Here is a 26,429-nt window from a genome sequence, read left to right on the forward strand (position 1 = left end):
AATTGAGTCGATGCCGCACTGGAAAAATCTCAAACCTTTTGCAATGACTAAAGGTTCGCCCTATCCAGTAAATGACTAATATTAGTTTTACGGGTTAACTTCCAATACTCCGCTAGGAGCGAATACTACCGTAAACTTAGCTGCGGGTACTGTCGCCTTGGTGCTGCCTGTCTGGGAAGACTTCAGCATATTTGGCAGGGGGGTTTCTTGGGTGTAATCCTTGGCTGGTTGGTTGAGGGGCTCGAAGTTGCCGATCGCCCCGTCTTGACTTGCAGTGACTCGATAGACTAGATTTTGAGTGAATGTGGGAGTAGCTTGCCAAGTCTGATTTATGCGATCGTACACTTTGAGAGCTAACTCATCTAGTTTGGTGCGATCGGTAATTTCCGCTGTCTGATTAGTGACCTCAACCGCCTGAACTTCCTGCTTACCTGCTGACACAGGCAATGCTTGGACAGTCTTATCTGTAGGGCTACTCGCAATAGCCGTTTCAGGAGACTTATTAGCAACAGGTGCAATTTCAGGAGACTTTTCAGGCAGTTTTTTTGTGCTATCAACAGCTAAAGCCGGAGGTGTTGTGCTAGTCGCCATAGCTGGCTCCGCCGGTTTATTAGCAACAGCATTAACATCTGCTACCTTAGCGGGATCTTTCCCCTCAATTGTCAAAGACTTGACGTAAATACCACGAAACTTTTCCATTTGAGTGACGCGCCACATGGCAATTGGATAAGTCACGCATACAAGTGTAAAAACTCCTACACAACCCCAAACGAATTTGTGCATCTCCCTCGCCGGGAGTGGCTTACTTTTTGTTTCCATCATCAAACCTCGTATTACTTAAATTAACGGCAAATAGGGGAATAAAGGATGCCAAGACATAGCTGTGGAAGCTACTAACAAAGCAAACATCCAGAAAAATATGGTGCGGCTTTTCACACTCTTATTCTTCCAAATCGCATACAGTATTGGCCAACTGATAAGCCAGCCAACAAGTAACATAGTTTCTTTGCCCGTGTAACTGCCGATATTTCCCCACAATTCGCTATCACTCTTGCTTCCGGGAATCCAACTGCCAATATTCCAAACAATTTTTTCTGTGGCTTTGGATGTGTCGGACAAGTGGTGAGTTACCATCATGACAAAACAGCCAATGCCAGCACTAATTAATGCAGCAGCAGCCGGGCCAGAATTGCTAGGCGGAGTTTCGGCTCCCTCAGCTAAGCTTTTCGGGAATCGTTTTAAATTATTCCAAAATTTCCCGTAGAAAGGTTCATTATCCGCATGATTTTGGCGGGATAATTGTCTGGTCATTGCTAAAATCTCCTAAGTTTGGGAATTGCTCATTAGCTGTTGCTAATAGTGTCAAATAACCGCAGAAAAATATTCTATGTCAACAGGCAAGATGCCTGTTCCACAAAAAATAAATTTTCTTGTGGGGTGGGCTTCTAGCCCGCACATAAAAAGATTATTGCGAATAGTGCAAAATCTTAGATAAACTAACTATTTACTAGAGAGCGCGAATTTTGGCAACACCAAGTCCGCTCACCATGCCGCCCATTGCAAAAAACATGATTCCCATCAAAGCTACACAAGTAGCTGTTAAAACTGGGCGATTTTTTTTGTCTAAAATTGAGTCGCCGTAGTACCACAAAATCCAGGTACAAGCTACTGCTAATGGCAATGTAAATAGCACGGTAAATTCGTGATATTCCATCAAAATGTACTGGACTAAAGGCGAGTTTGATTTCAGCCAAGCACGAGCTCCGCCAAAATCTGCGCCTGCTCGATAGCGCATATATGATAAGTTGCCGGTAGCAATGGCTAAAAAACTCAAAAGAGTTGACCAAAAGGCTAATGTACGCATTTGTGGCAAGATTTTACCGACTCCCCGTAGCAAGGGAAATGCTAAGTGTCCGGTATAAGCCATGACTACTAATGCCAACATTGAACCCATGCCGTGAATGGTTCCCATCCATCGCTGCCAAGGGCTGGGATGGAGTAGGTTAACGAAAGGCATAAACAGAAATAAACCAGCGGATAAAATGCTCAGCCCGTAGACAGAAACTTGAGCAATATCTAATTGTCTGGGAAATTCAGATGGAACTAAATCGGTAGTTGATTTTTCGATTGAATTTTGCACCGCTATCGGGCCTCATTGAGTTTGGATTGTTCGGGAACGTATTTGAGAATAGTTGCATTAGTATTTTGACTTTCTTGAGAATACAAGCCGTGCGGAGGAGTCGATCGCACATTCACGCGATCGATCGCCTTAAAATACTGCTAAAAGGACATTAACTAGCAATAGAATCCGGCTTTTTAGTTTTTAGAGCACCCAAAACTTTTACTTTTACTGCTTACTCGGCATTTCTACCGCTTCTTTTAGAAAGCAAGTAATGCAACTAATTCTCAAGAACAGATAATAAGGGACATTATTGACTTTTAGTCTTTTGTTAATTTTATTTTAAGATTTGCGTCAAAGCTTGATTCTTCAGGGATTTTACTGCCAGGTCGATCGCGAATTATTGATAATAGTTATCAAAAAGCCGATAATACGTGGCTTCTGAAACCAAAATCGGCAAAAATCCCCCCAGAGGGGATTGTAAAGTTTTGTAAAAAATAGTTGACTAAAAGGTTGGGAGTTCTCATGTTTTGGAGATATCGATGCACATACCTGATGGTTTTCTTTCACCGCCCGTAGCAATTGCCACGGGCATAGCAAGCGCAGCATTTATTGCAGTTGCCCTAAATCGAACCCGCGCCAGTCTTGGGTTGCGACAAGCTCCAGTCATGGGTTTAACCACGGCTTTTGTGTTTGCGGCCCAGATGATTAACTTTCCTGTAGCAGGTGGCACCAGCGGGCACTTGTTGGGAGGCGCACTAGCTTCCGTGGTTTTGGGTAGCCCTTGGGCGGCAACTCTGGCGATGAGTACGGTTTTTATAATTCAGAGCGTCTTGTTTGCGGATGGGGGCATCACCGCACTGGGAGCGAATATTTTTAATATGGGGCTAGTCGGAATTTGGGTGGGTTGGTGGCTGTTGCAGCCATTGCAGCAACTATTGGGAGGTTCCAGAAATCGTTTGCCGCTAGCTGCGGGGATTGCAGCCGCTCTCAGCGTTGTTGCTGCTTCGATTTGTGTGGCGATTGAATTGGCAATTTCGGGCACAGTAGAGCTGAATATCGCATTGCCAGCAATGGTAGGTATTCATATTTTAATTGGGATTGGTGAAGGGCTAATTACAGGCGGTGTTTTAACTTATCTCGTGAAAGTACGGCCGGATTTGTTACCAGGAGAACAGCCACAATTACAGAAATGGTTAGTGCCAGTAATTGGGGTGTTATTAATTAGTGGCGTGCTTTCATTGTTTGCTTCAAGTTGGCCTGATGGGTTAGAAGCGGTAGCAGAACAATACGGTTTTAAAGATAAAGAAGCTGTGGCGATTGAGATTCCAACTCCTCTCGCTGGTTACGGTGTTAAAGGATTAGAAGAACAACCAATAGGTACTAGCATTGCTGGAGTTTTAGGCTCTGCTATTTGTTTCGGTACGGCTTTTGGGATTGCTCAGTTGGTGAAATCTAAAGATGCTTAAACTTTCCATACCTTTTCGATTGCGACTGTCTCTCACAATTGTGATTGGGATTGGTTTTATGAAGACAGGTGCTTGGCTGTGGCTGGGCATTTATGGGGCGATCGCACTTTTTTGGTCACTTTGGCTGAAAGCACCGCTGCGAACCCTGCTGCAACTATTAGGAGCAGAATTAATTTTCCTCTCCTTATTAGTGCTACCACAAGGTTGGGAACGAGCGAGTTTTCTGTTGCTGCGTTCCCTCATTTGCTTGCTAGTTATGAACAGTTTTCTGCTAACTTTGCCGCCACACAGCTTCGGAATTGCCCTGAAAGGATTGCCCCTACCAGCAGGCTTACAAGAGATTGTGCTTTTAGCTGGACAATACTTAGAAATATTGCTCGCAGAAGTCAACCGGATGAAACGATCCGCTCAACTGCGAGGTTTGTCGGGTAGCGTGGGATGGCTGAGATACGCCAGTGCTTCGATGATAGGAGCGCTTTATTTGCGAAGTCTCGATCGCGCCGAGAGAGTCCACGCAGCCATGATGATTCGTGGCTACAAAGGCAGTTTGCCCGCCGACTCAAAATCAACACCAAAAGAGCGACTCTGGCTGACAGTCACGATTTTAACCGCAGCCGGATTAACAATAGCTTCTTACGGTAATTGGTAATTGGTAATTGGTAATTGGTAATTGGTAATTGGTAATTGGTAATTGTTACTTCTTCCCTCTTGCTTCTTCCTTTTCTCTTTCCCTCTCTGCGCCCTCTGCGGTCTCTGCGGCTAAATACTCTTAATCCTAAAATTGAGGTAAATAAAATTGACTAATCTCAAAGTTGTGCCAACAATCGAAGTACAAGACTTAGTATTCGGATATCCGCAGCAAAAACCTGTATTGCAAGGAATTTCCTTCACCTTACAACCGGGAGAAAGAGTTGCCTTACTTGGTTTGACAGGCGCTGGAAAAAGCACTTTGCTGGAAAATTTAATCGGCTTAAAAATGCCACAATCTGGCGAGGTGAGAGTGCAGGGAACTAAGCTGGAACAGGCAACTTTATCGGAAGCGCGTAAGCAGATTGGATTTTGTTTTCAAGATGCGAATGACCAGCTATTTATGCCGACTATTTTAGAGGATGTGATGTTCGGGCCACGCAATTATGGAGTACCAGAGGGAGTTGCGCGCGATCGGGCTTTAGCACTATTAGACGAATTCCGTTTGGTTGAATTTGCCAACCGTTCGGCCCACGAGCTTTCTGGGGGTCAAAGAAGGTTGGCAGCATTAGCTGCAATTTTAGCATTAGAGCCGGCAATTTTAATTTTGGATGAGCCTACAAATGGACTAGATCCGTCGTGGCGGAGGCATTTGGCTAAGGTTTTGTCGCAATTGCCGATCGAGGTAATTTTGATCGCTTCCCACGATTTGAACTGGATTGGGAAAACGACTCAAAGGGCGTTAGTCTTGGCTGATGGTCAGATTCGGGTGGATGAACAAACTCAAGAATTGCTCAAAGATCGATCGACTCTTGAATATTACAATTTACCGCCAGATTGGTAATTAGTAATTAGTCATTAGTCATTGGTCATTGGTCATTAGTCATTAGTCATTAGTCATTAGTCATTAGTCATTAGTCATTGGTAATTTGAACCAACTGTCAACTGTCAACTGTCAACTGTCAACTGTCAATGGCTTTGATTAAAGCTGGAATTTGCGAACAGTCTCGTTGTACAGATGAATAGCTAAATCCCGAAGAACTTCTTCATTCTCAATATGACTTCCTAATTTCTGTTTCGCCGAGTTGATGCACATTTGCATTAAGTCGGCGGAACTTTCGACGTAAAGCGCGATCGCCCTTTGCTGTTGTTCAAAACCAATCTCGACTTCCCCCAGCATTGGTACCGATTGACAATTAGCAGATTGGTCTAAGTTTGCCCCAATTCTTTCCTGTTTTCTCCTTTGCACTTCCTCGGAAAAACCAGAAGCAATTATCCCTGCGGGTAGCGCAAAAATCCCGATTCCCAAAAATGCTAAAATTGCTCCTAAAAATTTACCTAAAGGAGTGATAGGATAAATATCGCCGTAGCCGACAGTCGTCAATGTCACAACTCCCCACCACATTGAATCGAGGATACTCCCAAAAGCTTTGGGATGCGCTTCGTATTCAACAAAATACATGATGCTAGAGGCAAATATTAACAGAATGAAAACTGCAAAAGCTGTGGCGATTAATTCTTCTTTTTTTGCGTACAATACTGCTCCCATAGTTCGCACTGAGTGTGAATAACGGCTCATTTTTAGCAGCCGTAACAAACGCAACAGGCGAATTAAATTGATGAAGCTTAACTCGGGAAATAACAGCACTGTAAAAAATGGCAATATTGAAACTAAATCTATTAGACTTAGTGGTGTCAGACTGTATCTCAATCTTCCCCAAAGCGGGTGGCTATATCTGCGATCTACTGTACATACCCACAGCCTCAAACCATATTCTATTGTAAATACTAAGGATGCAACAATTTCGATCTTTTCTAGAATACTTTTTTGTTCTTGGGAGAAACTGGGGGAAGTAGAAGCAATAAAAGCTGCAACATTTATCAGAATCAAACCAGTGATAATAATATTGCCTGCTAAGCTGTATAAATTGCTACGCTCTGAACCTTCTAAGATTTCATGAATTATTGGTCTGAGTTGTTTTTGCACCTGAGTTTCTCCTAAACAATTAGCAATTCATGCTCGCCCTTTACCATAGCTTAAGAAGTTTTTTTGAAAACGTCAGTAGGATTTGTGAGGAGGGCTAAAAATCTGGTTATTTCAGAGATGTTTTCGTTGCAAAACTCCATATTGATCGGGGAAAGTGGGTGGTTTGGGGCAACGGCATTTTAGTAAAATTTAGAGTTAATCTGGAAGGAATCGCCAACTATTACTGGATTTGCAGGCAAACATCATGAAGGTAGCCGTATTCAGCACCAAATCCTACGATCGCACTTTTCTGACAGCAGCCAACGCCGACAAACACGAGTTGGTGTTTTTTGAACCGCGCCTGAACCTGGAAACTAGCGTTCTGACTGCTGGATTTCCGGCAGTCTGCGCCTTCGTTAACGACTCTTTGGATGCAAAAACGCTCCAGGCGATCGCCCAAAATGGTGTTCGGTTGTTGGCTTTGCGATCGGCCGGATTCAATCACGTCGATTTAGCCGCAGCCCGCGATTTAGGCTTAACTCTTCTCCGAGTTCCCGCTTATTCTCCCTACGCCGTCGCCGAACACGCAGTCGCAATGATTTTGTCCCTCAACCGCAAAATCCACCGCGCCTACAACCGAGTCCGCGAAGGGAATTTTGCCCTAGACGGCTTGTTGGGTTTTGACCTCCACGGTAAAACGGTGGGAATCGTCGGAACTGGCAAAATAGGCGCGCTAACTGCCAAAATTCTGCACGGATTCGGCTGTCGCTTGCTGGGATACGATGTTTCCCCAAACCCCGATTGCTTAGCCTTGGGGATGGAATACGTGGCGCTGGCCCAACTGTTCGCCAACTCTGATATTGTCAGCCTCCACTGTCCGCTGATACCAGAAACTTATCATTTAATCGGTGCAGAGGCGATCGGGCAAATGAAACCGGGGATGATGTTGATCAATACCAGTCGCGGTCAGTTGATCGACACTAAAGCTGTTACCAAAGGACTGAAGTCTGGTAGAATTGGCTACCTCGGCTTAGATGTTTACGAACAAGAGACGGATCTGTTTTTTGAGGATTTGTCAAATCAGGTGATTCAAGACGACGTATTTCAGCGCTTGCTGACTTTTCCCAACGTCCTGATTACCGGACATCAAGCTTTTTTCACCGAGGAAGCGTTGCAAAATATCGCTGAAACCACGATCGGCAATATCACCGATTTTGAACAAGGGCGCACTTGTCCCAATCAAATCGACCTCAGGGAAGTGAAAAAATGAGTCAAAAGAGCGATTTGTCAACGGAGGCAATTGTTTAAAATCAACCCATATCGTTATTTTTGCTTGCAATTGGTGAAGCTCTGCCTTAATCTCATCAATTAGCCCCAGCAGCCTGAATGCTTTGCTAATTGCCAGATAATTATATTGGCAGCAACTCAAAGCGTGCAATTTTACTTGACAACGGAGGAATTATCCCATGACCCAAGCTAACTTTTCTGACGACACGCAAACTATCACTGAAGTTGTGACAGTAGACCTAGTGAGTGACCAGCCAGGGGTCATCACTACAATGACCTCAGAAACTCCAGGGAGCCAGTCCCAAGATATTAAAGATCAAATTCTCACAATTTTGTCCGAGCTTCCAGCTTATCTCTCAACCTTTTTTGTTGAATATCAAAAACCTCTGATAACTATTGGTTTAATCCTGGCAGGCGCTATTAGTATTAAGGTAACGCTGGGAGTTTTAGATGCTCTTAATGATGTCCCTTTGGTAGCTCCATTTTTTGAGTTGATTGGTATCGGATATACGGGTTGGTTTGTTTACCGCTATTTGCTCAATGCTACTAGCCGCAAAGAGTTGTTGACGGAAATTGATTCTTTAAAAGAACAAGTTGTCGGTCAAGATTCTTAATTAGACAGTTGACAGTTGACAGTTGACAGTTGACAGTTGACAGCTCGCTTAGAGAAGGGTTGACAGAAGGAAAAGGGAATATTGAGAGCATCTCAGTTTTGCATTTGTATGTAGTGCTGTCCCTGATCGCGAGCGGGGACAGCACTGTAAAAAAATGTTTTTTGAAAAAATGACATACTCCCGGGAATATTTTCCAAATCTTCCCCTCTCCCCCTCTCAATTCGGATGGCAAACTTGTTGCAAAGTGGCGGTAAAGTCGGGGTAGGAAATGGCAGCGGCTTCGGCCCGGTGAATGTTAGTAATACCTGTAGCGTTGAGGGCTGCGATCGCCAAACTCATCGCTATTCTGTGATCGGTGTAGCTGTCAACATCCGCGCCAGTTAAAGGAGTCCCCCCGGTAATTTCCAAACCGTCGGGTAACTCGGTAATTTGGGCTCCCATGCGGTTGAGCTCCGCAGCAGTCACGGCGAGCCGATCGCTCTCTTTGACTCGCAAGTCGGCCGCATCTCGAATGATGGTAGTACCCGACGCAAAGGCTGCGGCTACTGCCAAAATGGGGATTTCGTCAATCAGTCGGGGAATTAAGTCGCCAGCAATGGTGCATCCCCGCAACTGTGGGGAAGAGCGAACCAAGATATCTGCTACCGGTTCCCCCGCAGCATCTCGCTGATTTTGCAGTTCAATGTCCGCCCCCATCATCTCCAAAGCTTCCAAAATACCTGTACGAGTGGGATTGACACCGACATTTTCGACTACGAGTTCGGAACCTGGGACGATCGCCCCAGCAACTAGCCAAAATGCCGCCGAACTAATATCTCCCGGTACAATTACATTCTGTCCTTGCAGTTGCGCTGGGCCACTGACTGTCACGCTACAAGTTTCTGGATCGACGCTCAATTTAGCTCCAAACGCCCGCAGCATCCGCTCGCTGTGATCCCGCGACAGAGAGGGTTCTGTGACTGTAGTATCTCCATGGGCCATCAAACCGGCTAGCAAAATGCAGGATTTAACTTGAGCTGAGGCGATCGGCGAATGGTAGTGAATCCCTTTTAACTGCTGTCCGAGTATCCCTAAAGGAGCTAAAGAATTGCTCTTTCTACCCCAAATTTGCGCGCCCATTTGTTGCAGCGGCTTAATTACGCGTGACATGGGGCGCGATCGCAAAGAACTGTCACCCGTTACCGCATAAAAACGCCCCGGATGAGAGGCTAAAATTCCCAACATCAACCGCATCGTCGTGCCGGAATTACCCGCGTCCAAGACTTCCAGAGGCTCCTGTAACTCACCAATTCCAACGCCCCGGACAGTCACCCGTTCCTCGTTGAGTTCCGAAACGGAGGCTCCCAGAAGGGAGAAACATTTAGCAGTGCTGCGGGGGTCTTCTCCTAGCAGCAGTCCCTCAATTGTAGTTTCACCGCGGGCGATCGCACCCAACATCAAAGCGCGGTGAGAAATCGACTTATCGCCCGGAACTCGAATCCTGCCTCGCAGCGACAAGCCCGAGGCAGGTTTTTGAATGCTTAAAGTTTGACTTTCGCTCTTGGGCGAAGTAGTTATAATGGCAGCTTGCATGAGATAGACTAGGATGGGACGGCGTTAGCTATCCTAACCTTTTCCCAGTCATAAGTCATACCATTTTAGATTTTAGATTTTAAATTTTAGATTGGGGAATGACAGACTGCATAAGGGTTGGGAGCAGGTGGATACAGTTCCATTATTTGCTAAAACTGCGATCGGCTACAGGGGAGAGGAGATGCAACTGTACGGGTTTTACCTGAATTTCACAATTACAGTCCGTATATCTGCTGAGATTTCAGGTTCAGCTCTGAGTTATCGATCGGATAATTGACTTTGGACTGAACAAATTTATATTTCTGACTGCGAATTGTAGATTTTGTATTTTTTTACCAAAAGCTCCGGAATTTAGAGCCCAGATAATCTAAAATCTAAAATCTAAAATCAAAACTCTAAAATCTCAAACTGCCCGAACCACAATAACTCCTACACTTTTATTTATGCTGACGCATCATCGCAAGCCTGTAAGTTTATCGCTAGTATCCACAGATTTACCTTTGTGGTCAGTTGTTGAAACCGCTGGTACCCTGTATCAAAAAGACCGGGATCGCTTTCACTTGTTGTTGCACGAACCAGCAATACTCGATCGGCAATTTTCCGACGCATCTGACACATCTGGCGAGCAAGTTACGATCTTGCCCACAACTACAAAACCCCGGTTGCTGTGGCTGGAAGTTTCGCCCTATCGAGTGATTATGACGATGCAAGGAAACGGCAAGTACAGTTACCGCCACTGCTGGGAACGCGGAATGTACGGCCTGAGCCGTTATTGGCTTCAGGGCGAATCGCTGGCGACTCCCGAACAGTTGCGCCTCCGAAACTTCACCCGCAACTTGACCCTGACAGGAAAGCCGGAACCGGAACACCTGCGGTTAGAATATGAGTTGTGGTCGGAAAAAGTACAACTCGGTTCCTATATTTTGAATCTAGAAATTCATCATTAAATTTGGGAATTGGGCATTGGGCATTGGGCATTGGGAATGGGTAATTAGTCAGAAGTCATTGGTTATGATGTAGGCGATCGCCAAAAACAATAACATCTTGCTGGATATTATAATTGATTTTCTGGTTGTTTTTGTAATTACCTATTTAGCGATCGCTCTTACAATAATTAATGAGTTTTTCAGTCAAAGCGTCTTGATCTTTGGCTGCTTGATTTGCTCGCTGTCCCGCTTGGACAATATCCGCTTTAGCTTTTTTGATTTGCTCTCGACCTTCTATACTTGTAGAAGCCCGATTTCCTGCCTCAAGAGCTTTGCCCATGTCGCCGATTCCTTGACCCATTTCCCCGAAAAATTTAACCGACGGCGCCTGAATTTCTTTGAGGGTTGCATCTGTGATTCGCAAAGCTTCAATTTCTTTAGCTGTCTGGTTCAAGTCTTTAGCTAAGTTCTTGCTCGTTGCAGCATCGTAGGTGCCGTTCTTAAAATTGATGAGAGCGTTGCCTTTGGTGACAATTGCAATAAGTTTGGTACACTGGACAGTTCGGTTATCGCCGCTGCAACTAATCGTCAGCGTACAGCAAGCAACAACTACGAACAGGATGGCAATTTGTTTGCGAAAAAAGTACATGAATCCTCGGTTGCAAAAAGTAAATTATGGGATGTTGTAGTAGAGTGTTTCAGTCGATTTTCCATTTTTAGATTTGAGATTTACTCCTCGATCTGAATCTGGGGGCTTTAACTGGGGTCTAAAATTGGGAGCGATCGCTTGACAGGGGTACGTCGAACGGTATCCGTTTTTTGGCAAGGGCGATCGATATATCCACTGTCAAAACACTCCTGCGGCTTTCAGACACGCTCTGCTAAACTAAACTACGTAGCCGTTTAGGAACTATGGTCAAAAACAGCAATAACCTACAGAAGGGCAGCATTTGGGGATATCTTACCCTGCTTTTGCCTATTTGCTTGACGGCGGTTGCCAGTTTCGAGTCGGGAACGATGTTTTGGGCGATCGCCACCACAGCGGGCGTTGCTTGGGCTTACAAGCTTTACCAGCAGCAGCAAAAACACAGACTCGCTCATTTAGACTCGGTTTTCTACAGGTTGATCAAGGAAAATCAAGGGCGAGTTACGGCCTTGGATTTGGCGATGAATGCGAAACTCCCGGGAGAAAAGGTTCAAGAATATCTCGACGAACGGGCTCTTGAGTTTGCCGCCGATTTTCAAGTAACGGAAGAAGGCGGAATTTTGTATTATTTTCAAATAGCCCCCACTGTCACTCAAAGCGAAACACCTAATGTCGCAATAGCTGTTCAAGAGCCTCCCACAAATCGGGAAAAAGCACAAGAGAAAAAACCAAATTTATTTCCGATTGCTCAAACCAAGACTCCTCAAAAGCCCAAAATCTCTTTTACCCAAACGGAACTTTCCCGCAGGTTCAAGGTTCATGCAAGTACGATCGGCAAATGGAAAGTTAAGCCAGAGTTTGCTCAGTGGAGTAGCGAAAAAGACCCGGAGGCGATCGCCTGGGAATATTCTACAGACAACAAGCGATTTTATCCCAAAGATTGATCGGAACAGTTGACAGTTGACAGTTGACAGTTGACAGTTGACAGTTGACAGTTGTTGACAGTTGACAGTTGACAGTTGACAGTTGTTGACAGTTGACAGTTGACAGTTGACAGTTGATAGTTGACAGTTGATAGTTGACAGTTGGAAGAGGGAGAAAGACATAAACAGCAAGCTTTTTAGCGATCCGTATTGTAGATTTAATTAGGTGGACTTACTTGTGGGTTCAAATATACAAAGAAACCGGGTTTATACGAAGTTCTGCGGTTGGTAACGAAGAATTTCGGAATAAAGGGGGTTTTTGAAACTCGATCGCGTCCTGGAAAGATTATGCTCGCTGTTGACCGATCGACCTCTTTAGGTTAGTTTATGTAAAATCCTGTTTAATAGAGTTTGCCCGATAAATATCGGTAAATTCGATCGCCATATCTGTTCATTTTTTCTTCTATGTCCACACCAACCTTGCGAGTAATCGCGCGCCTCGTAGCCTTTCCCGACAAAGTAGCAGAACTTAAATCTCTACTGCTGAGCATTATGGAGCCAACTCGCCAAGAAGAAGGCTGCATCAAATACGAACTTCTCCAAAATCAAGCCGATCCTACAGATTTTACCTTCCTTGAAGAGTGGGAAAGTGCAGCTTTGCTCGAACAGCATCTCGCCTCAACTCACATTCAAGCCGCAGTGAAGAAATTAGACGGTTTAGCAGTTGCGCTTCCAGATATTCGCCGCTATGAATTGTTAGCTTAATTGGTTTTTAGGTTGAGTTAAATTAATGTCTGCTACATCTTCGATACCCCCTAACAGATAGGTACGTAGTTGGGATGCGAGCCCTCTTTAGACATACATATAAAGAGGGCTGAAGCCCAACTACGTACCTAAATTTCTATGATGGCTACTATAAAACCCCCTTAATAAAGGTGGAAGAAGAGTTAGAGTTAAAATTGTAGCAATTTCCGAGATTTTTATGACAGTAGCAACAATCAAGCAGTTATTTACTTATCCAATTAAAGGGCTAACACCGCAAGCAATGTCGGAGTTTGCTTTAACGAAAGGACATGGTATTAAGGGCGATCGCGCTTTTGCGCTGCTGTTTACAGATTATCTTGAAGGTGCAAAGATGCCCGCCTATAGCGCGTCTTGGATTAGCAAAAAATATTTGGCGGTTCAAAACGATTGGCCTCTGCTAGCAGCTTTGGAATGCCATTATCAACCGGAAACGGCTGTTTTAACAGTCAAGCGTCAAGGAGTTGCAGTGTTGTCAGCAGAAACGAACACAACAGCGGGGCGCGATCGCATCAGCACTTTTTTTACCGACTATCTGGCGGCGACTCAACCAACAAAAGAAGCGAGACACCCGCAGTTTGCACCTTTGCGGTTAATCGGTAACAGTAGTGGGGAAACTCGTTATCCCGATCGAGAACCGGTACATATTTCTCTCCTCAGTCAAGCTACACTCGATCGATTAACCGAAGTCGCCCAGCAAAATATAGATGTGGGCAGATTTCGCCCAAACGTTGTGCTAGAGGGCGTTTCAGCTTGGTCGGAATTTGAGTTAATCGGAAAACAGTTTCAATTAGGTGCAGCACGGATCGAAGTTACAGCACGAATTGGTCGCTGTGTCAACGTAGAAGTAAATCCACAAACGGGCGATCGAGATATTCCCCTACTCAGTTTACTACAACAACAATTCGGTCACGCACAAACAGGAGTTTTAGCCAAAATCATCAACAGCGGTACAGTTAAAATCGGCGATAATTTGAATTACTAGAAAACCGGGCGGTTGAAACCGCGTCTATACAGACAAAACCCGCCTCCGCGGGTTGAATAAAACCGAGCGATTGAAACCGCCGTCTGATCTTGTGGGGTGGGCATCTTGCCCGCCCCAAATAGGCTGCTCACCCTTCCTCCGAAATCCGCACCTTATTACCAATTAACTTCAGAAAACTCACTCCAAAATGTTGAATTTCCAAAAAATTAGCATAAGCAGGAGTTGACTTATAAACTCTAAAAGTCCGCATAATTCCCAAAGTTGCCGCACTCTCCAGCGGGCCAACAAAGCTAGTATCTCTGTCCAAAAAATGAGACTGCTTAGCCCAGTGAGCCATCTGTTCCGCATTCAAAAAATAGCAACCGGAATGAGGATTCAAAGTCCGCTCAAAAGAGATTGGCTGTTCCATAATTTTCCCTGCCAACTGCGGCTGCTCCTCCACATTTTGAAATTTAGCAGTAGCTCCTGGCACTAAATCACCATCAATATATGCTTTAAAAACAGCACCTTGAGGCGATACTTCATAGCGATTCGGTTGCAACAAATTTCCATGTCCACCATGATGAGTAAACCAATTTAATTTACTAAAAAACCACGGATCGTGGAGAACTAAATCATCTTCCAAATAACAGAAATAATCGTATTTGTTAAGGCAAGAACGCAAAACAGCCTGACACTCAAACCCCAACAGCAGCGGTTCGCATTTGGTAGCGTGGTGCATAAAAGACCTCGGCTGCACAGGTAGTTGAGGCAAAAGGTGATAACCTTGAGTAGTGCAAACAACAATATCGATTTCGTGCTTTTGAGATTGATTTGCTGGGATAGTGGCACATTCGCCAATGTCAATCATGCACTGAGATTTGCCATACAAAGCTTGCAGCGAAGTCACGCAAGCTGTTAAAGCATTGATGCGCGGTTGCGGATCGTTTCGTTGGGAAGCGTGTTTCCCGTCGCCGCTGGGATTGTAGAAGTGAGCAATAGTGAATAGGATTCGCATTTGTGTTTATCAACAATTAAAAATTAAACAATAAAACGGAAGACTGGGCGGTTGAAACCGCGTTTATACAGACAAAACCTGCCTCCGCAGGTTGAAGACTGGACGGTTAAAATTACGTTATTCTCTTGAGTCCGCGGAGGCGGACATCGTTTGTATAGCAGCGGTTTCAACCGCCGTCTTATCCGCCGTCTTGTCCGATCGCAAGCGTATTGCACAAAAACCCCTATAAATCTTACCGCATTCAGTCGGTAAACAACTCAGGCAATCGCGATCGCAACTCAGCGTTTAAACGTGGCAACTCATCTCGCATTTGCAAGTACCAGTCTCGGCGCTCGCGGTAGTGCCCGCACAGCAAGCGGTTGTCGCGCACCCATTCGTAAGCATTCGCGGCTATTTCCTGGCGCATAGAAGTGTCGGAAATCAGCGAATTTAGCTTAGTTTCAAACTCTTTTTCATGTTTGTAAATCAATCCGGTTTCACCTTCTACTATCGAATGTTCGTACACTGTGGGACTCGCCAAAACCGCTACTCCTCGCGCCGCACATTCAATGAATTTTAAGTCAGATTTCATTTCGTTAACCGGGTTGACAACGAGCGGCAGCAAAGCTATATCGCAACTGTACATGATTTCTTGATACCGTTCGTAACTGCAAAAAGATTCAAATTCCTTTTGCTGTATTTCCAAAGATTCAAAAAATCTGCGATCGTGGATAACTTTAACTCGAATCAGGTGTTTGTGTGCAGCTAAAACTCGATTCAGTGCTGCCATAATTGGCTGCCAATCATTCTCGCGGTTGAGCGCGCCAAAAAATATCGTGACGGTATGTTCTGCTGGATAGATTCGCGGCGGAGGTAGATAGGCTAGTTGATTGGGAAATACGGCAACATTATGATTGTAGTGACGCAAAATTTTGGCTAGCGGTTCTGTGGTAGTTTGAACGCAGTGACAGCCCCGATAGCTGAGGTAATTATTGTCTGCGTATTCGCGGCGGCGGACGGGATTGTCGTCAATTTCGGCTACTATTAAATAGTCTTGTTTTAGTAGTTCTTTGAGTTTGGGAATGTAAGCCGGATATTGCATGATTGTCCGTTGCCAGACGAAGACTTTTTCTTCTCCCGGAAACTCGGTAATTAATGCTGCTGTTTTCACTCCCGATACGGTGCGGACACCGGGAATTGTGGCGCTAAATTTGTCCGGTTCCAGAACTCGCACGCGATCGCACCCTGTAGGAGCCATAATAATGGTTTGGATCAGCAGTCTGCGCGGCTGCACGGTCGATTTGGTCGATCGCACAATATAATATTCAGCACCAGTTTCCGTAGCAAAATCGCTGGATTTTAGCTCTAACGCCTTCACCATTGGATGCAGCAATTGCTGGAATTGGGCAAAATTTTCGGTTTTGTGTCCCTTCCCTTGCAATTCGTAAACCTGCAATCCGGCTTGAGCAAATAATGATTTAATACTTTCAAGGGTAAACCAGTGCTGCATCTTGCTGTCGGGATTTTCCCAATGTCCCCGCAACAGATTGACAATGCGCCGCCAGTATTGAACGTTGGGAATTGTGGCGAAAACTTGCCCCTCCGGCTTGAGTAAAGCACTGTACTGCTGTAGTATCTCCCAGGGGTTTTTGAGATAGGGTAGCAAGTCGCCAAAAATCAAGCAATCGACAGTTCCGGGTTCGATGTCGAGACTGGCGATCGCAATTTCTTCAATATCGGCTACCGCCACCCAGTTTAGCCGATCGACTGCAATTTTCGCTTTTTCGCGATCGCATTCAATGCCAATATACTGACAGTGGGGATTGATCAGCTTGTAGTGTTCGCCCCTAGAACCAGTACCGCAGCCAATTTCAACAATGACTTTAGCATCCGGCGGTAGCAGCTTGAAGAGGTCGTGGTTGGCGCGATCGATCACTTTCCCTAAAATTCCTGATTAGTTTGCCGTAAAATAAAGCAGAGCAATCCATGTCAACAGACCAGCAGACGAAGGTTAGCATGGCGATGCCAGTATACAATGGCGATCGGCACATTTGTCAAGGACTAAATTTTCAGTTATCAACTCTTTCTCTTCCCTCTCTTCTCTCACTCTGGGTTCTCTGCGTCCTCTGCGGTTCATTTAAACCTTATTCACCAATCCTGCAAAGATTCCTCCTATATATTAGCAAATTTTGAACAAAATCATAATCTACTCTCAACCCCCTATCTCCTTTGTCAGAATCAATATACCTCTTGCATAAGTCTTTGATCGATCCTTCAACCGCAGATGTCAGGCAGATAAACACAGATAAACGCCGATGATTTCATGATATTTTCCGATTTTTGCAATCTTGTCTAACACGCTCAATTAATTTAGCTTGTTTGCTAAAAATAACACAACAATTTGCTCAATACATTAAAAACTATGAACTATAATTTAGGACTTAACATCGCCGGCTACATCAACGGCGAATTTGGAATAGGAGAAGGAGTAAGAGCCAACATCAGAGCCGCAGAAGCCGCCGGAATTACCTTGGCTATCAACAATTTTACCCGCAGTCCCCACCGCAAAAAAGACACCACATATCAAAACTTTAGCCCAGACAATCCCCATCCGGTAAATCTAATTCAAGTCAACGCTGATGAAGTTGAAACTTTTATCAAAGATAGAGGTTCCAGCTATTTTGAAAATAAATACAATATCGGCTTTTGGGCCTGGGAACTTCCCGCATTTCCCTGCGAATGGCAGCCAGCATTTAATCACTTTCACGAAATCTGGACTTACAGCAATTCTTGTGCTGAAGCAATTTCTCAAGCTTCGCCAATTCCAGTCATCAAAATCATGCCCAGTATTTTTTTACCTGCACCTTCCCTCAGCAGGGAAGAACTGCATTTACCTAAATATAAATTTATTTTTCTGTTTGTCTTCGACTTTTGTAGCCGCATCGAACGCAAAAATCCTTTGGCAGTCATCCAAGCATTTAAAACAGCTTTTGGTGAAGATGACCGCGTATTATTGCTGATCAAATCTTCCAACTCCGACAAAAATCTCAAAGATTTAGAATTGTTGAATTTTGCCATAGATGATTCTGCAAATATCAGACATCAAGACGGGTATTTATCCAAAGATGAAATCAACGGTTTGCTTTACAGTTGCGATTGTTACGTGTCGCTGCACCGCTGCGAAGGATTCGGCTTGACAATGGCTGAAGCGATGTTTTATGGTAAGCCTGTAATTGCCACCGGTTATTCATCAAATACAGAATTTATGAATGTTGGGAATAGCTTTTTAGTTAAGTATAAGTTAGTCCCAATCGAGGAAGATTGCGGGCCTTATAAAAAAGGCAATGTTTGGGCCGAACCGGATGTCGGACACGCTGCTGATTTAATGGGCTATGTTTTTAATAATTACCAAGAATCTCAAAAAATTGGAGTGGTAGCTGCTGCGGAAATTCAGACTTTACTCAACCCGCAAGTTACAGGGAGTAAAATTAGAAAACGTCTCGAATATATTGCCGAGATTACCGATAATTTTCAAAATTTGCCTCTGTCACGAATGGTCAAAGCAGAGCCTGCAAAAATTTGGGCCCAATTCAATCAAAATTCCTTGTCATTGCGAGGAACGAAGCAATCTCATCCCCAAGCTGAATTCCGAGAGTCAAACCCACAAATTCAATCAAAAGTAGAACTGCGAAGCTGGCAGCCTTTGGTAAGCATTTGCATTCCGACGTACAACGGAGAGGCATTTATTGAGGAAACAATCAAAAGCGCGATCGCCCAAACTTACCGCAACATAGAACTAATTGTATCCGACGACGGCTCCACAGACCGCACAATTGCGATCGCCCAATCCTTCCAATCGCAAACATCCGCCGACTTCCGCATCATCCTGCACCGCAACTACGGCTTATCGCAAAACTGGAACTTCTGCATCCAGCAAGCCAAAGGTGAATACATCAAATTTCTGTTTCAAGACGACTTGCTGGCACCAGAATGTATCGCCAAAATGGTCGCCACCGCCCAACAAAACCCAGACATAGGTATGGTTTTCTCCCCGCGCGGCATCACCATCGCTGAAGATGAATCTCACCCAATTTTGCGGAAAGCTTCCCAATCAATCAAAGATTTGCACAAAAGTTGGTCGAATTTAAAATCTATTCAGCCCGGAAAAGACTTGCTAGCAGATGCTAACTGCTTGAACAACCCCATCAACAAAATTGGCGAACCGAGTACCGTATTAATTGCCGCCCGAGTTTTTGGCGAAATAGGATTGTTTGATTCAGGATTATCTCAGTATGTAGACTTAGATATGTGGTGGCGGATCATGGGAAACTATCACGTCGGGTTTGTAGACGAAAAACTTTCGTCACTGCGGATTCATCCCGAACAACAAACCTGGAAAAACTTCGCTGCTGGGGAAAATCATAAAGATGTCGTCAGATTTTACAAGAAACTCCTAAATAGTCCTGATTACAGTTTCCTAAATCAACAAATTAAACAGACAATCCGGCAAAAGTTGGTATCTAGAACCCAGCCTAATATATCTGACTTGTCAGCACTGGTTGAAAAATACAAAAAATTGCCATCAAACCAGTCTATTCTGGCAAAAATGCGCCAATACCGCCAACAGCTAGCTGAGTATTGGCTGAATTTGACCGCCGAAACATTAGAAACTGCTTACTCGCAAGCAGCAGGGAAAGCTCATAAATTGCTCCTAGATAGCAGCCTCAAATATGAAAGTTTAACGGAGTCGGAACAAAGTTTTGTCCAGCAGTTATCTTCTAAACTTGCTGAAGCAGGGGAAGTTGCTGATAAGATTCAATATTCTCTGGCAGCGATGCTGTACTGCGATGCTTATCAGTTGCCGCTAGAGTATAAAAATGCAGCAATTCCCCAGTGGTTTTTTGACGATTTTTTGAATTTCCTATTTCAGTCTCCGGCTTGCTTTCAACAAACGGGAGAGGTTGAAAGATATTCTCAATATTTCCAGCAGCTAATCGAGTACGTGTCTGCTAATATCGCCAGTTTTCCAGATTCGGAAGTTTGGCGTTATTTGGCGGCTTTTGTGGCACAAAGTGTTAGCTTCAAAGCTTTGTATTTAAGTGACAAAAATCTGGTCAATGTCTTGAGCCAGCGAGCTGATATTCTGGAATTTCACTTCAAAAATATTGGCTCTAAAATAGACTGGAATTTTGCTGATAGATCACCTCGACGAACTAAAGTTAGAGTCGGCTTTTTGCTCTACAAAATTAGTGCTGAATTTGAGACTTTTGCTGCTCTTTCAGGTTTTGAATATTTAGACAGAGACAAATTTGAAGTTATCGTGTATCATTTCCAGGTACAAGATGAGCAACTGGGGAAATATTGCGAAAGTTGCGCCGACAAGCTAGTCCAACTTTCGGAAGATTTGCCGCAGCAAGTGCAGGAAATTCGATCGCACGATTTAGATATTCTGCTAATTAGCACCAATATCGCCGACACTTCCGGGCCCAGCGCGCTGCTGTGCTTGCACCGACTGGCGCGGGTGCAAATTGCTACCGCTGCATCCACTCCCGCCACTACCGCAGCCCGCAATATCGATTGTTTGATTGTCGGAGATTTGACTTTGCCGGCAGATGCACCAGAGTATCGCGAAAAATTAATTACTTTAGAAGGGTCGGGAGTTTGTTTCAGCTATCCTGTAGAGTTAGCCCCTGCCACCGTTGAACCGACTCGCAGCAGTTGGGGAGCCACCGATGAATCTGTAGTGTTCATGTCCTGTGCTCGGGCTCGGACAATTATCCCAGAATTGCGAGAAACTTGGGCAAAAATTATTGCGGGTGTACCGAATTCTATTTTAGTTTTGTATCCCTTTCGATCGCGCACCGAAAACTATCCGACGGTGCCTTTTTACCACCAAATTCGATCGACTTTCGGGGAATTTGGAATTGACAAAAAGCGGGTAGTTGTGATACGAGCGCTATCAAATCGTGCAGATTGCATAAAATGTCTGGAATTGGCTGATATATATTTAGACTCCTATCCATACAGCGATGCCGGCCCCTTTGCTGAACCGCTGTTGGCCGGGTTGCCTGTAGTGGCAAGAAAAGGGCAAAAAACTCGATCGGGACAATTTGCAGCAGTCCTCGAAGAACTACAACTTCCGGAACTGGTAGCACATAGCGAGAACTCTTATATAGAACTGAGTACAGCACTGGGAACAAACCCAGAACTGCGCCGGCGCTATCGGGATCGAATCCAGCAAACAATGGCGGCAAATCCCAAAATTCTCGACAGTCGCGCTTACTCCCATCAAATAGGCAAACTATTTGAAAGGAACCCCGTCTGGATGCAAAGCGTCAAGAAATAGACAGCTATAGCGCTAGGTTTCTTAACGCTCTGCTATCATCGGGAGATTGAGGGGTTAGTGGTTGTCGCTCTTTTCCTGCCACAGCTAAATTAAAAGGGGAAGCGCAAGTCAGTTGGAGATTAAAAAATGACAGGACTTTTTCAAATAGGCGATAAATTACTGCAAGCTCAGGATATGCCATCGCTCCTGAAGCGTTACCAGTTGATGCCCCAATTCTTGCGGGGTGTAATCATCGACCAAGCGATCGCATCCTTTAGTTGCAGCGACGAAGAACGCAAATCCGCCGTCGAGAACTTTCTGGTACAGCACCAACTGACAGCCCCCGACGCCAGAGAAGCTTGGCTGCGGAGTCAAAATATGACAGAAGAAGAACTTCAAGAGATGGCCGTCAGGCCCTTGCTGATCGAAAAATTTAAGCAAGAGACTTGGAGACCTAAAGTAGATAATTATTTTTTAACCCGCAAAGCCAGTCTAGACCACGTAGTCTATTCCCTGGTACGCACCAAAAATCCAGCACTGGCAAACGAACTTTACTTCCGCATCCTCGAAGGGGAACAAACCTTTGCTGAAGTAGCTCGCGACTTCTCCGAAGGCCCCGAATCCAAGTCTGGCGGCCTGTTGGGTCCAGTACCCCTCAGTCAGCCTCACCCGGCAATCAGTAAACTTTTATCAGTCAGCCAGCCAAATCAACTCTGGACGCCGCGTCCTCTGGCAGAATGGATGGTAATTATTCGACTAGAAAAGTTCATGCCGGCCCAGCTCGACGAATCGATGCGGCTGCACCTGATTAACGAACTCTTTGAAAGCTGGCTCGCCGAACAAATATCGCAAATAGGCCCGCTACAGCCGCTCTCTTCCGTCTCTTCAATATCTTGACATCCTCCCCCCGCCTGAAGGCGTGGGGATTCCCAAACCTCACGATTTGAGTTTCTGCTTCAATGCAACTGCCTCTACCCACAAGGAGTTTTATGGTCTTATGTTCGCTCCCCAGACTAACCCCGCTAGTCCAGCGGTTTTTATGTGTCGAAAACCCAAAAGGAATTCTGATTGACTGTTTTGATTCTAGGGATGTTTACCATTGCCCCGTCCTCTTTTCCCGGTCTACCGATTTTTCTGCCCCGTTGCGATTGTTCGCAAACTTTGGTGTTAGGGTTTATGTCTCCATCGTCGCGGGTGGGTCGTTGACCACTAAAATTGTATCAAATATAGAGCAGTTGTACAAGGACGGGGTTTCCACGCACATTTTCCGATGACCGAAACTAATTTGGCGATCGGCCCCCGGATTTATCCTTGGAGACTTTAAAAACCTTGGCATCGTCACAAAAACACTCTGGATTGATGTGTGGATTCAATTCTTCAATCAAAAATCGAAAATTGGATGACTTATGCCCGCTACAGCCCCTCTCATCCGCGTCTGTAATTGAACGGTAAAGGCTGTAGGCTCAATTCTTCAATCAAAAATCAAAAATCAAAAATCGAAAATTGGATGACTTCTTCCGCTGTTTCCCTCACCCAAATTCAGGATTTCTTAGCTCAAACACCTCCCTTTGACCGACTGTCAGAGACGGATCTAACAGCCTTGGTGGCTAAATGCCAACTCCTGGGCTACCGGACGGGGCAACCCCTGTTTGAACGCGAAAAAATGCCGACTCAGGTGGCAATTATCTATCAAGGTCAGGCCCGGCTGCTGGGCTTTGACCAGCGATCGCAACGCCACGTCAGTTTGCGGTTGGTGCAGTCGCAGGAAATTCTCGGCTGGGCGGGTTTGCTCAGGGGAGTTCCCTGCGAAACTGCGATCGCCTCTACAGATGTAATCGCGATCGTCCTACCTGCTGAAGATTTCCTGAGTGTACTGGAAAAACAGCCGACATTTGGAGAAGCTTTTCACGCTCACTCTTCCTTGAGCGAAGTGTTTGAACTGTTGAGCCTGGAATTGCAGCGCCAAGCCGACGGCACTTCGGATCTCAAGGAACTAACTCGGCAAGCTTGGGAAGACGCGACAGTTGTCAACGTCCCAAAGGGTAACAAAAAAACTCAAGACCTCGCTAACGAACTAGATGCCGATCGAATTTGGCTAGTCAGCAGCGGCGTCTTGGGCGAGTTTCCCACCGGCAGCCGCTTCTCTGTTGAAAAGGCAGCCAAATCCTTAAAAGTAGAAGGCAGCGCCGGTGCCCGCTTGGTAGGCTTCCGGCAACCCTCAGCATCACCATCAGAGCTAGAAGATCCCTTAACTGGCGAGACAGACACAGGAACAGGAGGCTTAGGGAAAAAGCGAGGCATCATTTTTGATGATGTACCCATCGCCCCACCTCGTCCCCCAGAATCCAAAATCGACGCACCAAAGGATGCGGGGAAATATCCAGTTTTCCCCGCCAAAGGGCAAATAGATGCCCCGCTAGCTTGCTTCCAAATGTTGAGCAAGTATTTTGGTATCAAATTTCGTCGGGATATCATCCGCAAAGTTCTAGAAAATCAGTTAAAAACCGCTGGTGTTATCAATCTGCAAGCCTGTGGGGCGATCGCCCAAAGCATCGGCCTGACCCCTCAATTGGCGCAAGTGCCAGCAGATGCGATCAACCGGATCAAAGCTCCGGTCATGATTAAATTCCTAGATAGCTTTGCCATTGTTTACAGCATCACCGAGCAAGAATTGGTACTAGCCAGCCCAGAAAAGGGGCTGATGCGGATGCGGGTACCTCAGTTTAGAGAAGACTGGGGAGAACAGGGAGAAGTCCTGCTGCTGCAAGAGCCGCAAGTCGAACAAAAAGAGCAGTTCAGCTTCTGGTGGTTTGTGCCGGCGCTGATGGAACACAAAACAGTATTTATTGAGGTATTGCTCGCCTCGTTTTTTGTGCAACTATTTGGTCTTGCCAACCCTTTAATCAGCCAAGTAATTATTGATAAAGTATTAGGTCAGCGCAGCATCGACACCTTGGATATTTTGGGTGCGTTTCTGTTAGGTGTTGCCCTATTTGAAGGACTCCTCAACGGTTTGCGTACCTTCTTATTTGTAGATACTTCCAACCGCATTGATGTCAAATTGAGTGCGGAGGTAATCGACCACTTGCTCCGGCTGCCCCAGAGTTATTTTGACAACCGGCGCGTCGGAGATCTGGTCTACAAATTCAGCATGATGGGCCAGATTCGGGAATTCATGACAGGTACCGCTCTGACAGTGGTTCTCGATGCAGTATTTTCGGTGGTTTACGTCGCCGTGATGCTCTCCTACAGTGTGAAACTAACCTTCGTATCTTTGGCAGTTGTCCCGGTACTAGCGCTGATGATTGTTCTGATCAATCCGCTGGTGCTGCGCCTGATCAAACAAAGAAATATGCGTTTTGCTGACTCTCAATCCTATCTAGTGGAAGTAGTCAGCGGAATTCAAACTGTTAAGGCTCAAAATATTGAATTGAAATCCCGCTGGGAGTGGTCTAGCCGTTACGCAAAATATATTACAGCCAGTTTTAAAACAATTCTGACCGGGACTACGGCAGGTACGATTAGTGGTTTTTTAAACCAAGTGGGTAACTTGGCTCAGTTGTGGGTGGGAGCTTATTTGGTACTGAGCAATGACATTACTTTGGGTCAGTTGATTGCTTTCCGAATTATTTCCGGTAACGTGACTGGTTCGCTCCTCAGGTTTGTGAGCGTGTGGCAGAGTTTCCAAGAGGTCTCGATGTCGATCGATATGCTCAAGGATATCATCGACAAACCCACGGAAACCAGCGAGGAAGACCGGAGCAATATCCCGCTGCCGGCAATTCAAGGGCAGGTTACCTATGAAGAGGTTTCCTTCCGATTCCTAGAGAGCGGCGCGCTGCAATTGGCGAATGTGAACTTGGAATTTCCCCAGGGCAGTTTTGTGGGAATTGTGGGGGGAAGCGGTTCCGGTAAGAGTACGGCGATGAAGCTGTTGCAGCGTCTTTATGCCCCGCTTTCGGGCCGGATTTTTATTGACGGCTATGACATTGCCAAGGTGGAATTATATTCGCTCCGCAGTCAGCTTGGCGTGGTACTGCAAGATACTTTGCTGTTTAACTGTACTGTCCAAGAAAATATTGCTCTGAGCAATCCCGATGCGAGTACGGATGAGATTGTACGAGCTGCGAAATTAGCTGTAGCTCACGATTTTATCATGGGCTTGCCCGCTGGTTACAATACGGTGGTGGGAGAACGTGGTGCGTCGCTTTCTGGGGGTCAACGGCAGCGTTTGGCGATCGCCCGGACGATTTTGCAAAACCCGAAACTGCTGATTTTGGACGAAGCTACAAGCGCCTTGGACTACCATTCCGAACGCCAAGTTTGCAACAACTTAGCAGAATCTTTCGCCGGCCGCACGGTGTTTTTCATTACTCACCGCCTGACTACAATCCAAAACGCCGACATAATAATTATGATGGATCAAGGTTCTGTAGTCGAGCGCGGAACTCATAAAGAATTAATGGCTCTGAAAGGGCGTTACTACTGCCTATTCCAACAACAAGAGTCATCGAACACATAATCATGGGGAATGGGGAATAGGTAATAGGTAATAGGTAATAGGTAATGGGTAATAGGTAATAGAGGGTTGGGATATGAGTAGACCGGATTTTGAAGATTTGGATGTTTACAAGTTGGCTGAAAAACTAGCAAATCAGGTTTGGTTTATTGTCAAAGAGTGGGACTTTTTTACGAAAGATACTATGGGGAAACAACTTGTACGTGCAGCCGATAGTGTTTGTGCTAATATTGCAGAAGGACGGGGCAGGTATAATTATCAAGACAATCGGCGTTTTGTGAAGATTGCCAGAGGCTCTTTGTATGAAACAATCAGTTTGTTGAGACTGGCATATGCTAGAAAATTGTTGGGAATAGAACAGGTAAATAAATTCCAACCAATAATTGATGACTTGTCGCCAAAGCTAAATGCTTATCTAAACTCAATAGGTGGTAAGCAAGAAAAAATGATTGATAAAATATCTGATATCGATCGTAAATAAAAAAAACTCCCAATTCCCATTACCAATTCCCATTACCAATTCCCAATTCCCAATTCCCAATTCCCAATTCCCAATTCCCAATTCCCAATTCCCAATTCCCAATTCCCAATTCCCAATTCCCAATTCCCAATTC

General features: G+C 45.2%; 22 protein-coding genes. 14 read left to right on the top strand and 8 right to left on the bottom strand.

Translation table 11 applies throughout. From position 1 onward, the window contains the following. Positions 1–87: 87 nt before the first annotated feature. The 3 genes from JGK07_RS11180 to JGK07_RS11190 form a co-directional block, all read right to left on the bottom strand. A complete protein-coding gene (locus JGK07_RS11180; protein ID WP_293191383.1) occupies positions 88–783 on the bottom strand; it encodes a hypothetical protein in 696 nt (231 codons plus the stop codon). A gap of 54 nt (positions 784–837) precedes the next feature. Continuing rightward, positions 838–1,311: a hypothetical protein gene (locus tag JGK07_RS11185; protein ID WP_293191385.1), complete on the bottom strand. Its 474-nt coding sequence runs from the start codon at positions 1,309–1,311 to the stop codon at positions 838–840. Positions 1,312–1,507: 196 nt separating this feature from the next. Beyond that, the gene (locus tag JGK07_RS11190) at positions 1,508–2,140 is read right to left on the bottom strand and encodes a hypothetical protein (protein WP_293191387.1); all 633 of its coding nucleotides are present in this window, start codon (positions 2,138–2,140) and stop codon (positions 1,508–1,510) included. A 521-nt stretch (positions 2,141–2,661) separates the two neighbouring features. Between JGK07_RS11190 and JGK07_RS11195 the strand changes: the two genes are divergently transcribed. The 3 genes from JGK07_RS11195 (at position 2,662) to JGK07_RS11205 (ending at position 5,119) form a co-directional block, all read left to right on the top strand. Further along, positions 2,662–3,588 carry an energy-coupling factor ABC transporter permease gene (locus JGK07_RS11195; protein ID WP_293197823.1) on the top strand — a complete coding sequence of 309 codons (927 nt, stop codon included), beginning with the start codon at positions 2,662–2,664 and terminating at the stop codon, positions 3,586–3,588. Further along, positions 3,581–4,237, top strand: a complete 657-nt coding sequence (locus JGK07_RS11200; RefSeq protein WP_293183840.1) for an energy-coupling factor transporter transmembrane protein EcfT — start codon at positions 3,581–3,583, stop codon at positions 4,235–4,237. The genes JGK07_RS11195 and JGK07_RS11200 overlap by 8 nt, the downstream gene beginning before the upstream one ends. Positions 4,238–4,384: 147 nt before the next feature. Continuing rightward, a complete protein-coding gene (locus tag JGK07_RS11205) occupies positions 4,385–5,119 on the top strand; it encodes an ABC transporter ATP-binding protein (protein WP_293183842.1) in 735 nt (244 codons plus the stop codon). A 138-nt stretch (positions 5,120–5,257) separates the two neighbouring features. Here the strand turns inward: JGK07_RS11205 and JGK07_RS11210 are convergent, their stop codons facing one another. Further along, on the bottom strand, positions 5,258–6,262 hold the full coding sequence (locus JGK07_RS11210; RefSeq protein ID WP_293241855.1) for an ion transporter: 1,005 nt from the start codon (positions 6,260–6,262) through the stop codon (positions 5,258–5,260). 244 nt (positions 6,263–6,506) lie between these two features. Here JGK07_RS11210 and JGK07_RS11215 point away from each other — a divergent pair, with 244 nt between their 5' ends. Both JGK07_RS11215 and JGK07_RS11220 read left to right on the top strand, forming a co-directional pair. Further along, positions 6,507–7,511, top strand: a complete 1,005-nt coding sequence (locus JGK07_RS11215) for a 2-hydroxyacid dehydrogenase (protein WP_293197821.1) — start codon at positions 6,507–6,509, stop codon at positions 7,509–7,511. Between the two features lie 196 nt (positions 7,512–7,707). Further along, entirely contained in the window at positions 7,708–8,142 is a 435-nt protein-coding gene (locus JGK07_RS11220; protein WP_293197819.1) for a CAAD domain-containing protein, read from the top strand. Between the two features lie 216 nt (positions 8,143–8,358). Here JGK07_RS11220 and aroA read toward each other — a convergent pair whose 3' ends face one another. Beyond that, positions 8,359–9,714, bottom strand: coding sequence for a 3-phosphoshikimate 1-carboxyvinyltransferase (gene aroA, locus JGK07_RS11225; protein WP_293183851.1), 1,356 nt, complete (start codon positions 9,712–9,714; stop codon positions 8,359–8,361). Positions 9,715–9,841: 127 nt separating this feature from the next. On the opposite strand from aroA, the gene JGK07_RS11230 reads away from it, so the two are divergent. Together JGK07_RS11230 and JGK07_RS11235 are read left to right on the top strand one after the other, a co-directional pair. Then, the gene (locus tag JGK07_RS11230) at positions 9,842–9,991 is read left to right on the top strand and encodes a hypothetical protein (RefSeq protein ID WP_293191391.1); all 150 of its coding nucleotides are present in this window, start codon (positions 9,842–9,844) and stop codon (positions 9,989–9,991) included. 166 nt (positions 9,992–10,157) lie between these two features. Further along, the gene (locus JGK07_RS11235) at positions 10,158–10,661 is read left to right on the top strand and encodes a hypothetical protein (RefSeq protein WP_293183853.1); all 504 of its coding nucleotides are present in this window, start codon (positions 10,158–10,160) and stop codon (positions 10,659–10,661) included. Positions 10,662–10,806: 145 nt separating this feature from the next. Here the strand turns inward: JGK07_RS11235 and JGK07_RS11240 are convergent, their stop codons facing one another. Then, positions 10,807–11,289, bottom strand: a complete 483-nt coding sequence (locus JGK07_RS11240) for a hypothetical protein (RefSeq protein WP_293191394.1) — start codon at positions 11,287–11,289, stop codon at positions 10,807–10,809. A 263-nt stretch (positions 11,290–11,552) separates the two neighbouring features. Here JGK07_RS11240 and JGK07_RS11245 point away from each other — a divergent pair, with 263 nt between their 5' ends. From JGK07_RS11245 to JGK07_RS11255, 3 genes are all read left to right on the top strand, one after another. After that, positions 11,553–12,230 carry a hypothetical protein gene (locus tag JGK07_RS11245; protein ID WP_293183857.1) on the top strand — a complete coding sequence of 226 codons (678 nt, stop codon included), beginning with the start codon at positions 11,553–11,555 and terminating at the stop codon, positions 12,228–12,230. A 444-nt stretch (positions 12,231–12,674) separates the two neighbouring features. Beyond that, positions 12,675–12,974 (top strand): putative quinol monooxygenase, encoded by a 300-nt coding sequence (locus JGK07_RS11250; protein ID WP_293183860.1) that lies wholly within the window; start codon positions 12,675–12,677, stop codon positions 12,972–12,974. A 217-nt stretch (positions 12,975–13,191) separates the two neighbouring features. Next, entirely contained in the window at positions 13,192–13,995 is an 804-nt protein-coding gene (locus JGK07_RS11255; RefSeq protein WP_293224584.1) for an MOSC domain-containing protein, read from the top strand. Between the two features lie 127 nt (positions 13,996–14,122). Here the strand turns inward: JGK07_RS11255 and JGK07_RS11260 are convergent, their stop codons facing one another. Both JGK07_RS11260 and JGK07_RS11265 read right to left on the bottom strand, forming a co-directional pair. Further along, positions 14,123–14,992, bottom strand: a complete 870-nt coding sequence (locus JGK07_RS11260; protein WP_293197816.1) for a calcium-binding protein — start codon at positions 14,990–14,992, stop codon at positions 14,123–14,125. Between the two features lie 241 nt (positions 14,993–15,233). Then, entirely contained in the window at positions 15,234–16,907 is a 1,674-nt protein-coding gene (locus JGK07_RS11265) for a methyltransferase domain-containing protein (RefSeq protein WP_293197815.1), read from the bottom strand. Between the two features lie 486 nt (positions 16,908–17,393). Between JGK07_RS11265 and JGK07_RS11270 the strand changes: the two genes are divergently transcribed. The 4 genes from JGK07_RS11270 (at position 17,394) to JGK07_RS11285 (ending at position 26,296) form a co-directional block, all read left to right on the top strand. Continuing rightward, on the top strand, positions 17,394–21,317 hold the full coding sequence (locus JGK07_RS11270) for a glycosyltransferase (RefSeq protein ID WP_293191402.1): 3,924 nt from the start codon (positions 17,394–17,396) through the stop codon (positions 21,315–21,317). A gap of 126 nt (positions 21,318–21,443) precedes the next feature. Next, positions 21,444–22,193: a peptidylprolyl isomerase gene (locus tag JGK07_RS11275; RefSeq protein WP_293183871.1), complete on the top strand. Its 750-nt coding sequence runs from the start codon at positions 21,444–21,446 to the stop codon at positions 22,191–22,193. A gap of 610 nt (positions 22,194–22,803) precedes the next feature. Next, positions 22,804–25,818 (top strand): peptidase domain-containing ABC transporter, encoded by a 3,015-nt coding sequence (locus JGK07_RS11280; protein WP_293191404.1) that lies wholly within the window; start codon positions 22,804–22,806, stop codon positions 25,816–25,818. A gap of 73 nt (positions 25,819–25,891) precedes the next feature. Next, positions 25,892–26,296 carry a four helix bundle protein gene (locus JGK07_RS11285; protein ID WP_293183875.1) on the top strand — a complete coding sequence of 135 codons (405 nt, stop codon included), beginning with the start codon at positions 25,892–25,894 and terminating at the stop codon, positions 26,294–26,296. The last annotated feature ends 133 nt before the right edge of the window (positions 26,297–26,429 follow it).

Source organism: Microcoleus sp. PH2017_24_DOB_U_A (genome assembly GCF_020738205.1).
In the GTDB taxonomy this organism is placed as follows: Bacteria; Cyanobacteriota; Cyanobacteriia; order Cyanobacteriales; family Microcoleaceae; genus Microcoleus.